At 38.6% G+C, this 13,633-nt stretch carries 9 protein-coding genes; 8 read left to right on the top strand and 1 reads right to left on the bottom strand.

What is annotated here, in order from left to right:
* Positions 1-56: 56 nt before the first annotated feature.
* Positions 57-905, bottom strand: a complete 849-nt coding sequence (locus TZ91_RS04010) for a YitT family protein (protein WP_033687022.1) — start codon at positions 903-905, stop codon at positions 57-59.
* A 140-nt stretch (positions 906-1,045) separates the two neighbouring features.
* Here TZ91_RS04010 and TZ91_RS04005 point away from each other — a divergent pair, with 140 nt between their 5' ends.
* From TZ91_RS04005 to TZ91_RS03965, 8 genes are all read left to right on the top strand, one after another.
* Positions 1,046-1,885 (top strand): DegV family protein, encoded by an 840-nt coding sequence (locus tag TZ91_RS04005; protein ID WP_000161409.1) that lies wholly within the window; start codon positions 1,046-1,048, stop codon positions 1,883-1,885.
* A 107-nt stretch (positions 1,886-1,992) separates the two neighbouring features.
* Positions 1,993-2,268 carry an HU family DNA-binding protein gene (locus TZ91_RS04000; protein WP_001284640.1) on the top strand — a complete coding sequence of 92 codons (276 nt, stop codon included), beginning with the start codon at positions 1,993-1,995 and terminating at the stop codon, positions 2,266-2,268.
* A 212-nt stretch (positions 2,269-2,480) separates the two neighbouring features.
* Complete coding sequence (ccdA2, locus tag TZ91_RS03995) at positions 2,481-3,188, top strand: thiol-disulfide oxidoreductase-associated membrane protein CcdA2 (RefSeq protein ID WP_004241755.1); 708 nt, start codon at positions 2,481-2,483, stop codon at positions 3,186-3,188.
* An 11-nt stretch (positions 3,189-3,199) separates the two neighbouring features.
* Positions 3,200-3,766 (top strand): thiol-disulfide oxidoreductase-associated lipoprotein SdbB, encoded by a 567-nt coding sequence (gene sdbB / locus TZ91_RS03990; protein WP_000757363.1) that lies wholly within the window; start codon positions 3,200-3,202, stop codon positions 3,764-3,766.
* Between the two features lie 122 nt (positions 3,767-3,888).
* Positions 3,889-5,280: an APC family permease gene (locus TZ91_RS03985; RefSeq protein ID WP_033687021.1), complete on the top strand. Its 1,392-nt coding sequence runs from the start codon at positions 3,889-3,891 to the stop codon at positions 5,278-5,280.
* A gap of 295 nt (positions 5,281-5,575) precedes the next feature.
* Complete coding sequence (adcAII, locus tag TZ91_RS03975; protein ID WP_045597106.1) at positions 5,576-6,493, top strand: zinc-binding lipoprotein AdcAII; 918 nt, start codon at positions 5,576-5,578, stop codon at positions 6,491-6,493.
* Positions 6,494-6,500: 7 nt separating this feature from the next.
* Positions 6,501-9,626, top strand: coding sequence for a pneumococcal-type histidine triad protein (locus TZ91_RS03970; RefSeq protein ID WP_033687018.1), 3,126 nt, complete (start codon positions 6,501-6,503; stop codon positions 9,624-9,626).
* Positions 9,627-9,835: 209 nt separating this feature from the next.
* The gene (locus TZ91_RS03965) at positions 9,836-13,615 is read left to right on the top strand and encodes a pneumococcal-type histidine triad protein (protein ID WP_045597105.1); all 3,780 of its coding nucleotides are present in this window, start codon (positions 9,836-9,838) and stop codon (positions 13,613-13,615) included.
* Positions 13,616-13,633 lie beyond the last annotated feature (18 nt).

Here is a 13,633-nt window from a genome sequence, read left to right as displayed (position 1 = left end):
TAACCCAAAAGATAGATGATGTAGTCTAACTTTTGAGGTCACTACAAGACCTCTTTTTATTCTTTTTCAAAGGTAAATCCTTCTCCAAGGATTTCGTGAGCTTCTGTAATAGTTATAAAGGCTTGAGGATCAATTCGATGAATCATTTCCTTCATTTTCACAATTTCATTTCTTCCGACAATACAGTAAATGATTTTTAAATCTTCTTGACTATAATAACCTTGACCTGAGATGAAAGTAACGCCTCTACCTAGGTCATCATTAATCGCCTTAGCAAGTTGGTCAGGACGTTTGGTAATAATCATAAATCCTTTACCTGCGTAGCCACCTTCGCCAATCAAATCAATGACACGCGAAACGATAAAATCAAATAAGAGCGTGTAGGAAACCAATCTCAAGTCCTTGAAGATTAGGAGAATGAGCATGAGAATACAAAAATCTAAGATAAAGAGCAGTTTTCCCATTGATATATGAGTGTACTTGTTGAGAATACGAGCTACAATATCAGTACCACCAGTTGTACCTCCAGCATTAAAGATAATTCCAAGACCAATTCCCAATAGAATCCCAGCTATAAGGGCAGTGATTAGTAAATCACCTTGAAGATCAATATGAAGGGGAATACGTTCAAAAAAGGCCAACCAGGCGGACAAGGATAAGGTTCCTAGTAAACTAGAATAGAGGGACTTTGCTCCAAAAATCTTCCAAGCTAGGATGAAAAGGGGAATATTAATCAGCAGGTTCATGAGAGAAACAGGGATTTTAAAAAGATAAAAGGTGATGAGGGTAATACCTGTCGCCCCTCCCTCAAAGAGATGATGAGGAACTACAAAATAAGTTAGACCAAAAGCATAGATAGCAGCACCTAGTAAAATGGTTAAAATGGGATAAATTTTTTTAATCATAGGGACCTCTTTTCTTATAAGTAGATTATATCAAATTTTTAAGGAAAATTTGAATGACTCCATTAGGATTTTTAATCTTTTTTTGATATAATTAAAAGTAAGAAAACCAATCTGAATCCTAAAATAGAAAGATTGATACTATGACAAAAATTAAGATTGTAACCGATTCATCTGTTACTATTGAACCTGAACTAGTAAAACAATTAGATATCACTGTTGTTCCGTTATCTGTAATGATTGATAATGTTGTCTATTCTGATGCGGATTTGAAAGAAGAAGGTAAATTTCTTCAGTTGATGCAAGAAAGTAAGAATCTTCCAAAAACAAGTCAGCCACCTGTAGGTGTCTTTGCTGAAGTTTTTGAAGACCTATGCAAAGATGGTAGCCAGATTCTTGCTATTCATATGTCTCACGCCCTTTCTGGCACTGTAGAAGCGGCACGTCAAGGTGCTAGCTTATCTACTGCCGATGTAACAGTTATTGATAGTTCCTTCACTGACCAAGCCTTGAAATTCCAAGTTGTTGAGGCTGCAAAATTAGCGCAAGAAGGTAAAGAGTTGGAGGAAATCTTATCTCATGTAGAAGAGGTTAAAAACCACACAGAACTCTATATTGGCGTTTCGACTTTGGAAAACCTTGTTAAAGGTGGACGAATTGGGCGTGTAACTGGATTGTTGAGCTCACTTCTCAATATACGTGTTGTCATGCAGATGAAGGACCATGAATTGCAGCCAATAGTTAAAGGTCGTGGAGCTAAAACTTTTAAAAAATGGTTGGATGAACTGATAACATCGCTCTCTGAACGTTCTGTAGCAGAGATTGGAATTTCATATTCTGGTAGTGCTGATTGGGCAAAAGAGATGAAAGAAAGCTTACAAGCTTATGTTGAAAAGCCTATTTCAGTTTTGGAAACGGGCTCTATTATTCAAACTCACACGGGTGAGAATGCTTGGGCTGTTTTAGTACGTTACAACTCCTAAAAAAATAAATAAAATGGGAAGAAATAGCGTTTTTAACTTGACCTAAAAGGGATTTTAGGATATGATTATATTTGTTAATTAGAAATAAAATTGGAGGAATCATTAACATGGCAAACAAACAAGATTTGATCGCTAAAGTAGCAGAAGCTACAGAATTGACTAAGAAAGACTCAGCAGCAGCAGTTGAAGCTGTATTCGCAGCAGTAACTGAGTACCTTGCAGCTGGTGAAAAAGTTCAATTGATTGGTTTTGGTAACTTTGAAGTTCGTGAGCGTGCTGCACGTAAAGGTCGCAACCCACAAACTGGTAAAGAAATCAAAATTGCAGCTTCTAAAGTTCCAGCATTCAAAGCTGGTAAAGCTCTTAAAGACGCTGTTAAATAATCAACCTTCCAAAAGCCTATTGTATCAAGCTTTCTAGCTTGGGCAGTAGGCTTTTTTTGTGTATAGGAGGCAAAAAAGGGCCAGAATCTGAATGAACTAGTACCGGAAAATATTTCAAGTACAGACTAATTCAAATTGCGTAGCAGAAATCATACAAATGAAATTGATTATAGTAAAATAGGATTAGAATTATTAAGAAAGTTGGTTTTTTATTGGAAACGATAGTATTTTCAATCTCCGTTTTTTTAGCAGGGATCTTGTCCTTCTTTTCCCCTTGCATTTTTCCTCTGTTACCTGTTTATACTGGAATTTTGCTGGATGATCAGGAAAGTGCAAAAAGTTTTTCTTTGTTTGGGAGAAAAGTTGCGTGGTCCGGCTTGATTCGAACGCTTTGCTTTATCGTAGGCATTTCACTCATTTTCTTTATTCTAGGATTTGGTGCTGGTTACTTTGGGAATATTCTCTATGCCAATTGGTTTCGCTATACCATGGGAACAATTATTATCATTTTAGGTCTTCACCAGATGGAAATTTTTCATTTTAAGAAATTAGAGGTTCAAAAAAGCTTTACTTTTAAGAAATCAGAAGCCAATCGTTATTGGTCGGCCTTTTTACTCGGTATTACCTTTAGCTTTGGTTGGACGCCTTGTATTGGTCCTGTTTTGAGTTCTGTTTTAGCGCTTGCGGCTTCTGGAGGAAATGGCGCTTGGCAAGGTGCAATCTATACCTTGATTTACACTCTGGGGATGGCAATTCCTTTCTTGCTTTTGGCTCTAGCTTCAGGTGTAGTAATGCCTTATTTTAGTAAAATTAAACGTCATATGATGCTACTGAAGAAAATTGGTGGTTTCCTCATTATTTTAATGGGAATTTTGTTACTATTAGGACAAGTAAATGTTCTAGCTGGAATTTTTGAATAAAGGAGAAAAAGATGAAAAAAGTAATGTTTGCTGCCTTAAGCCTCTTGTCATTAGTCGTATTGATAGCCTGTGGTGAGGAAGAGACTAAAAAGACTCAAGCTCCACAACAATCCCCAAAACAACAGCAACAAACGACTGTACAACAAATTGCTGTTGGAAAAGATGCGCCAGACTTCACCTTACAATCTATGGATGGTAAAGAAGTTAAGTTATCTGATTATAAGGGGAAAAAAGTCTACTTGAAGTTTTGGGCTTCATGGTGTGGTCCATGTAAGAAAAGTATGCCTGAGTTGATGGAATTAGCGGCGAAACCAGATCGTGATTTTGAAATTCTTAGTGTCATTGCACCAGGAATTCAAGGTGAAAAAACTGTCGAGCAATTCCCACAATGGTTCCAAGATCAAGGTTATAAGGATATCCCAGTTCTTTATGACACAAAAGCAACCACATTCCAAGCTTATCAAATTCGAAGCATTCCTACAGAATACCTGATTGACAGTCAAGGAAAGATTGGGAAGATTCAATTTGGTGTTATCAGCAATGCGGATGCAGAAGCAGCCTTTAAAGAAATGAACTAGAATAGATAAAAATCTGATTACAAGAGAGTAGTCAGATTTTTTTAGGAAAACATTTTATAAATATTCACAAATATCCTATATTTATGGTAAAATAGAATCATCATTTTATTTTGGAGTCAAAGATGAATATATTTAGAACAAAGAATGTTAGTTTGGATAAAACAGAGATGCACAGGCATTTGAAGTTATGGGATTTGATTTTGCTGGGTATCGGAGCCATGGTAGGGACAGGCGTCTTTACAATTACTGGTACTGCAGCTGCAACACTTGCTGGTCCAGCCCTAGTGATTTCAATTGTCATTTCTGCCTTATGTGTGGGATTATCAGCTCTCTTTTTTGCAGAATTTGCTTCACGAGTACCTGCTACAGGTGGTGCCTACAGTTATCTCTATGCTATTTTAGGAGAATTCCCAGCCTGGTTGGCAGGTTGGTTAACCATGATGGAGTTCATGACAGCCATATCAGGCGTGGCTTCGGGGTGGGCAGCTTATTTTAAAGGGTTGCTCTCTCAATACGGGATAGCCCTTCCTCAGGCTTTAAATGGTACCTTTAATCCTCAAGCAGGGACATTTGTTGATTTATTGCCTATTCTTGTCTTGGTTCTAGTTACTTCGCTTGTTTTACTAAATGCCAAGGCAGCCTTACGCTTTAATTCTATTCTAGTGATTTTGAAATTTTCCGCTTTAGCTCTCTTTGTTTTAGTAGGAATTTGGCATATTAAACTTGATAATTGGAGCAATTTTGCTCCCTATGGTTTTGGACAAATCTATGGTGCCAGTACTGGTATTATGGCTGGTGCGTCCTTGATGTTCTTTGGTTTTTTGGGCTTTGAATCCATCTCTATGGCTGTAGATGAAGTCAAGACTCCTCAAAAAAATATTCCTAGAGGGATTGTCTTATCGCTTTCTATCGTAACCATTCTTTATGCCTTGGTGACTCTTGTTTTGACTGGTGTGGTTCACTATAGTCATCTAAATGTCGACGATGCCGTTGCCTTTGCCCTTCGTAGCGTTGGGATTAGTTGGGCAGCTAATTATGTGTCATTAGTGGCTATCTTGACCTTGATTACGGTTTGTATCTCGATGACCTATGCCCTCTCGCGTATGATTTACAGTTTAGCGCGTGACGGCTTGATGCCTGCTACCTTTAAAGAACTGACCAAAACAAGCAAGGTACCCAAAAATGCTACTATCTTGACAGGTCTAGCTTCAGCAGTAGCAGCAGGAATGTTCCCTCTTGCTAGTATCGCAGCCTTCTTAAATATTTGTACCTTGGCCTACTTGATCATGCTGGCTTATGGTCTGATTCGCTTACGGAAAGAAAAAGGAATGCCCAAAGCAGGAGAATTTAAAACACCACTGGTACCCTTATTACCAATTTTATCAATCATCATTTGTCTATCCTTTATGTTGCAGTATAATATGGAAACTTGGATTGCTTTCCTAGTTGCATTGTTAGTAGGAAGTATCATTTACTTTACTTATGGCTATAAGCATTCTACCATAGAAGAATAATACTCTTAGAAAATCTCTTCAAACCACGTCAGCTTCGCCTTGCCGTATATATGTGACTGACTTCGTCAGTCTTATCTACAACCTCAAAACAGTGTTTTGAGCAACCTACGGCTAGCTTCCTAATTTGCTCTTTGATTTTCATTGAGTATATAAAGTGAGAATCTGTTGAGTTATTGAAACTCAGCAGATTTTTATATGTGAAAGAAATTTCAATTTTTTTCTAAAAATAGCTTGACAGATTAAATTTTTAGGAGTAGAATGTTTACCAGTTAATTAAATAGTTAAGGAGTTATCTATGAAGAAAAAAAGTTTATTTTTAGTATTGTTAAGTATCTTTCTTTTGTGTTTAGGTGCTTGTGGTCAAAAGGAAAGCCAGTTAGGTAAAGGGATGAAAATTGTAACTAGTTTTTATCCTATCTATGCTATGGTCAAGGAAGTATCTGGTGACTTGAATGATGTTAGGATGATTCAGTCAAGTAGTGGGATTCACTCCTTTGAACCTTCTGCAAATGATATCGCAGCCATCTATGATGCAGATGTCTTTGTTTACCATTCGCATACGCTTGAATCTTGGGCAGGAAGTCTGGATCCCAATCTAAAAAAATCTAAAGTGAAGGTTTTAGAGGCTTCAGAGGGAATGACTTTAGACCGTGTCCCAGGGCTAGAAGATGTGGAAGCAGGGGATGGAGTTGATGAAAAAACGCTCTATGATCCTCATACTTGGCTAGATCCTGAAAAAGCTGGAGAAGAAGCCCAAATTATTGCTGATAAACTTTCAGAGGTGGATAGTGAGCATAAAGAAACTTATCAAAAAAATGCGCAAGCCTTTATCAAAAAAGCTCAAGAATTAACTCAGAAATTCCAGCCTAAATTTGAAAAAGCGAGTCAGAAGACATTTGTAACACAACATACAGCCTTTTCTTATCTAGCTAAGAGATTTGGACTCAATCAACTTGGAATCGCTGGTATCTCTCCTGAACAGGAACCAAGTCCAAGACAACTAACAGAAATTCAGGAATTTGTTAAAACCTATAAGGTTAAAACGATTTTTACAGAAAGTAACGCTTCTTCAAAAGTAGCTGAAACTCTTGTCAAATCAACAGGTGTGGGGCTTAAAACTCTGAATCCTTTAGAGGCAGACCCACAAAATGACAAGACTTATCTCGAAAATCTTGAAGAAAATATGAGTGTTTTAGCAGAAGAATTGAAATGAGGAAAGAATGAAAATCAATAAAAAATATGTAGCGGGTTCAGTGGCAGTTCTTGCCCTAAGTGTTTGTTCCTATGAACTTGGTCGTTACCAAGCTGGTCAAGTTAAGAAAGATTCTAATCGAGTAGCTTATATAGATGGTGATCAGGCTGGTCAAAAGGCAGAGAACTTGACACCAGATGAAGTTAGTAAGAGAGAGGGAATTAACGCCGAACAAATTGTTATCAAGATTACGGATCAAGGTTATGTGACCTCTCATGGAGATCATTATCATTACTATAATGGCAAGGTTCCTTATGACGCTATCATCAGTGAAGAACTGCTGATGAAAGATCCGAATTATCAGTTGAAGGATTCAGACATTGTCAATGAAATCAAGGGTGGTTATGTGATTAAGGTAGACGGGAAATACTATGTTTACCTCAAGGATGCCGCCCATGCGGACAATATTCGGACAAAAGAAGAGATTAAACGTCAGAAGCAGGAACATAGTAGTAATCATGGAGGCAGTTCTAACGATCAAGCAGTAGTTGCTGCCAGAGCTCAGGGACGCTATACAACGGATGATGGGTATATCTTCAATGCATCTGATATCATTGAGGATACGGGTGATGCCTATATCGTTCCTCATGGCAATCACTTCCACTATATTCCGAAGAGTGATTTGTCTGCCAGTGAATTAGCTGCTGCCCAAGCCTTCTTATCTGGAAAAGGCGGTCAATTAAGTACGGTTGAATATCGTTCTAGCAGGGGAGAAACAAGATCTAGTGTGAGAACGAGTCAATCTGAGACACCTCAAAATCCTGCTACAGCTCTGGAGAGCCCAAATGAGGATTTAGCTAGTCTTCTTCAAGAATTGTACGCTTTGCCACTTAGCCAACGTCATGTGGAGTCTGATGGATTAGTATTTGACCCAGCACAGATTACAAAACGTACTGCCAATGGGGTCGCAGTTCCTCACGGAGATCATTTCCATTTCATTCCTTACTCACAAATGTCTGCTTTGGAAGAAAAATTGGCTCGAAATCTACCAATTGGAGGTCAGCCAATTCAAAGTCATGCTGATAATACGAAGCCAAGTAGCCCTGAGAAAACAAGTTCAACACCAAGTTCAACCATTAAACCAAACTTTAATCTCAATACGCCGGCACCGAATCGAGGAACTGGAGGTGCCTATACAACGGATGATGGATATGTCTTTAGTCCGACAGACGTGATTGAAGATACAGGTGACGCTTTTGTTGTACCGCACGGCAATCATTTCCACTATATTCCGAAGAGTGATTTGTCAGCAGGAGAATTGGCTGCAGCCCAAGCCTATTGGAATGGGAAGCAGGGCTCACATTCTGCCACAAGTTCAAGTAAACCAAGTAGTGATAATGCTAAACCAGCCCAACCAAGTTTGACAGAGACTCCAAACCTGACTGTCACCCCAACATATCATCAAAATCAAGGTAAAGATATCCCAACACTTTTAAGTGAATTGTATGCCAAACCTTTGTCAGAACGTCATGTTGAATCAGATGGCTTAGTCTTTGATCCGGCACAAATCATCAAACGTACAGCTAATGGTGTCGCAGTGCCTCACGGAGACCATTATCACTTTATCCCTTATTCACAAATGTCACCGCTGGAAGAAAAATTGGCTCGTATGATAGCTGTCAAGGGACAAAATGGCAGTGTCTTGCCAAGCGTCACTCCACTGAAGCCAGCGCCTACTACCAAACCTCAAGCGTCAGCGGAAAATAAACCGACTGAATTTGATGTCAACCAGGTTGTTAGAAAAGTTGGAGACGGATATATTATAGAGGATAAGGGCGTTAGTCGTTATGTTCTTGCTAAAGATTTGGCCAAGGATAAGATTGATGCTATTGAAAATCTCTTGTCTAAGAAAATTCAAGAAACACACGATCTAGTTGCTAAGAAAGAAAATGTCGCTCCTCGTGATCAAGAATTTTATGATAAAGCATATAATTTATTGGCCGAGGCTCATAAAGTCTTGTCTGAAAATAAGGGGCGTACTTCTGATTTTCAAGCTTTAGACAAATTAGCAGAACGCTTGAATGATGAATCTTCTAATAAAGGAAAATTGGTAGATGATTTATTAGCATTCTTAGCACCAATTACTCATCCAGAGCGACTTGGTAAATCAAATGCTCAAATTGCTTATACAGACGATGAAATTAAATTAGCGAAATTAGCAGGCAAGTACACAACAGAAGATGGCTATATCTTTGACACTCGTGATATTACCAGTGATGAGGGAGATGCTTATGTAACTCCACATATGACTCATAGTCATTGGATTAAGAAAGATAGTTTGTCTGAAGCTGAAAGAACGGCAGCTCAGGCTTATGCTAAAGAGAAAGGTTTGACGCCTCCTTCAACAGATAATCAGGGTTCAGGAAATACTGATGCTAAAGGAGTAGAAGCAATCTATAATAAAGTGAAAGCAGCTAAGAAGGTTCCACTTGATCATATTCCTTACAATCTACAACATACTGTTGAAGTTAAAAATGGTAGCTTAATTATACCTCATTACGACCATTACCATAACATTAAATTTGGTTGGTTTGACGAAGGACTCTATGAAGCACCTAAGGGTTATAGCCTTGAGGATCTCTTTGCGACTGTAAAATATTATGTTGAACATCCTGAAGAACGTCCTCACTCAGATAATGGTTGGGGAAATGCCAGCGACCATGTTCGTAAAAATAAGGCAGACCAAGACGGTAAACATAATGAAAATAAGGAACATGATGAAGTAAGTGAGCCAACTCGCCCTGAATCTGATGAAAAAGAGAATCACGCTGCTTTAAATCCTTCAGTAGATAATCTTTATAAACCGAGCACTGATGAAGACGAGACAGAAGAAGTATCTAAAGATACAACAGACGAAGCTGAAGTACCTCAAGTAGAAACCGAAAAAGTAGAAACCAAACTCAAAGAAGTAGAAGCTCTACTTGCTAAAGTAACGGATGCTAGTTTGAAAGACAATGTGACAGAGAGCCTATCTGGTTTACGGAATAATTTGAGTCTCCAAACCATGGATAATAATGGCATTATGGCAGAAGCAGAAAAATTGCTTGCTTTGTTAAAAGGTAGTGAGTCAGTTACGACGAAACCAGCAGTATAAACTTTATACTATAAATCAAAATGATGTAAGAGTCAGTAGCAATACTGGCTTTTATTTTTTAAAATGATATAAAAATCTTGACAGATAAACTTAAAAAAGGTAAACTATTTACTGGTTAATTAATCGGTTAAATAACCGGTTTAGAAAAACTGTTTAACCGAGAAAAAGAAGTTAAAAAAAGCTTCATCATTTATTGAAATGAGGAATTTATGAAATTCAGTAAAAAATATATAGCAGCTGGATCAGCTGTTATCGTATCCTTAAGTCTTTGCGCATATGCACTGAACCAGCATCGCTCGCAGGAAAATAAAGACAATAATCGTGTTTCTTATGTGGATGGTAGCCAGTCAAGTCAGAAAAGTGAAAACTTGACACCAGATCAGGTTAGCCAGAAAGAAGGAATTCAGGCTGAGCAAATTGTCATCAAAATTACAGATCAGGGCTATGTAATGTCACACGGTGATCACTATCATTACTATAATGGGAAAGTTCCTTATGATGCCCTTTTTAGTGAAGAACTTTTGATGAAGGACCCACACTATCAACTTAAAGATGCTGATATTGTCAATGAAGTCAAGGGTGGTTATATCATCAAGGTTGATGGAAAATATTATGTCTATCTGAAAGATGTAGCTCATGCTGATAATGTTCGAACTAAGGATGAAATCAATCGTCAAAAACAAGAACACGTCAAAGATAATGAGAAGGTCAGCTCTGATGTTGCTGTAGCAAGGTCTCAGGGACGCTATACGACAGATGATGGTTATGTCTTTAATCCAGCTGATATTATCGAAGATACGGGTGATGCTTATATCGTTCCTCATGGAGGTCACTATCACTATATTCCAAAAAGTGATTTGTCTGCTAGTGAGTTAGCTGCTGCTAAAGCTCATTTAGCTGGGAAAAATACGCAACCAAGTCAGCTAAGCTATTCTTCAACAGCTAGTGAGAATAATACTCAATCTACAGTGCAGGGATTAACTAGCAAGCCAGAAAGCAAAGTTGAAAATCTCCAAAGTCTATTGAAAGAACTCTACGATTCACCTAGCGACAAACGTTACAGTGAATCAGATGGTCTGGTCTTTGACCCTGCTAAGATTATCAGTCGTACACCAAATGGAGTTGCGATTCCGCATGGTGACCATTATCACTTTATTCCTTACAGCAAGCTCTCTCCTTTAGAAGAAAAGATTGCTAGAATGGTGCCTATCGGTGGAACTGGTTCTACAGTTTCTACAAATGAAAAGCCTCATGAAGTAGCGTCTAGTCTAGCAAGTCTTCCAAGTAATCCATCTATATTGAATAATGCTTCTTCAACGTTAAATAAGGAAATTCCTTCAACATCTGATGGTTATATCTTTAATCCTAAAGATATTGTCGAAGAAACTGCTACAGCTTATATTGTAAGACATGGTGATCATTTCCATTACATTCCTAAGTCGAATCAAATTGGTCAACCGATTCTTCCAAACAATGGTCTAACAACACCTTCGCCATCTCTTCCAGTCAATCCTGGTGTTTCACATGAGGAACATGAAGAAGATGGGCACGGCTTTGATGCCAATCGTATTATTGCTGAAGATGAAGCGGGATTTATCATGAGTCACGGCGACCATAATCATTACTTCTTCAAGAAGGATTTGACTGCTGATCAAATCAAGGCGGCGCAAGACCACTTGAAAGGGACAAATACAGCAACACCAAATCCAGCTCATGATGACGATCACGATGAAGATCATCATGGACACCATCATGATGAAGACCATGATCACGGTTTTAACGCTAATCGTGTCATCAGTGAGGATGAACAAGGCTTTGTCATGAGTCATGGTGACCACAATCATTACTTCTTCAAGAAGGATTTGACTGCTGATCAAATTAAGGCAGCGCAAGACCACTTGCAAGGGGCAAATCCAGCAAAACCAAATCCAGCTCATGATGACGATCACGATGAAGATCATCATGGACACCATCATGGACACCATCATGATGAAGAGCATGATCATGGTTTTGATGCCGATCGTGTCATCAGTGAGGATGAGCAAGGTTTTGTCATGAGTCACGGCGATCACAATCATTATTTCTTCAAGAAAGATTTGACAGCAGAGCAAATTAAGGGTGCACAAGACCATTTGAAAACACATCATGATTCAGAGCCTGTAAAACCTCTTGCTAAAACGGTAGAGTCTTTCTCAAGAGATGCTAGCGATGAAGAAAAGATTGCTTATATTTCTAAGACCTACGGTGTTCCACTTGAAGCGATTAGAATTTCAAATGGCTTCTTTGTCTTTGGAAATCCAGACCAAGCCTACGATCCAACTCATATCCACCCATATGCTGTTCGTAAGGAACATGTTCGTTTGCCACTCCAAACTGGCAATCCAGAACTTGATTTCCTAAACGAACTCTACACGACTGCTTTGAGAGATGGCGTGTCTCCGTATAGCTTACAGGTAGAAAATGGTAGTTTTGTGATTCCTCATGGCGACCACAATCACTACATCAAGGTTCAAACTAAGGGATATGAAGTGGCTTTGAAAAACAAGATTCCAGCCCTACAATCCAATTATCAACCTGGAGCTTTTGATGAGAAGGCAGTCTTGGAAAAAGTGGATCAACTTCTAGCTGATAGCAGAAGTATCTACAAAGACAAGCCTATCGAACAAAGACAGATTGAGTTAGCTTTAGGTCAGTTTACTGAAAACATGAAGAAACTGGCAACTAACTCTACAGCAGGTTATCTTGCAACCCTTGATCTCTTTGATAAGCAATATATCCATATTGATGAAAGTGTCAAACCTACTGAAACAAGCGCTCTAGATAAGAAATACCAAGCCTTGATTGATAAAATCAATACACTGGATACAGACTCTTATGGACTTCCTAAGAAAGACCTTCTTGTTCGACTTCAAGAAGCTAAATTGGCAAAAGATGAGGCTGGTTTAGCAGCGGTTGAATCACAACTTCAAGCTCTTCAAGACTTTAATGACCGAACAGGTGTTACAACAGTGGAATACATCAAGTATTTCTACGAACACGTAAATGACGGTCGTTTAAATGATGAACTTCGGAACAAAGTAGCTCAGTTGACTTGGACCTTGTATCAATCTCAATCTTTCCTTAAGGCAGCAGAATTGAACAGACTATTCCCAAGCATCTATCAGGCAAAACAAGAAGTGGAAGAAGCTTTGAAAGCTCAACCAACTACTGCTAAATCGACTCAGACAGTTCTAGATACTGAAAAAGTTGATAACCAAACTGCCAAGACAGCTATTTATGGCTTCTTGAAAGAATTGTACGGAGACTTTATGCCTGAAGAACATGTCAATCATGTTAGCAAGGAAGAAGTAGAAAGCCTCTTGAGCAAGGCAAATCAACTCTTAGAACAAATCCAAGAAGAAGGAATCAGACAATCCTTGGCAGAAGAAGTAGAAAATCTCAAAGCTGCCACAAACAAGGCTGATGCGGACTTGGATGAAGTAAACAGTCAGGTAAAAGATGTCTTGACTCGTATCGCTAGCGCCCTTCAACAAGAAAAGGAAAATGCTGAGCAAGATCCTCAGACACTTGTACTCTATCAAAAACTTTACGATATCCTCATGTCACTTCACGCTTACTTAGAAAACAATAAGGGTTCTGATGCAGACTTTGATAAAGTAGATGCATTACTAGATCAACTTTCTGCTAAGAGTAAAGATAAAGATGCTTTACTTGAATTGACAAAAGCTATTCTGGTCTTGAATCAAGAAATCAAGTCAAAATCAAGCGTAAGTGAAGAAGCAACTCCAGCGACAAATGCTGAGTCAAATGGTGCTAAGACAAGTCCCGAAACTGAAACATCAGCAACTGCAGAATCAAATAGTGAAACTGCAAGCGACGAAAACAAACAAAGTAACACAACAGATTCTAAACCTGCCGAACCAGCTTCAGAAAAGGAAACAACAGAATCTACAACAAGTACTGGAAATCAAGAAAAACCAGCAGAATAAAAAGAAAGGCGAAGTAGC

This window comes from Streptococcus mitis, assembly GCF_000960025.1.
Classification (GTDB): Bacteria; Bacillota; Bacilli; order Lactobacillales; family Streptococcaceae; genus Streptococcus; species Streptococcus mitis_DH.
The sequence above is the reverse complement of the archived record's forward strand: the minus strand, read 5'-3'. Positions and strand labels throughout refer to the sequence as shown.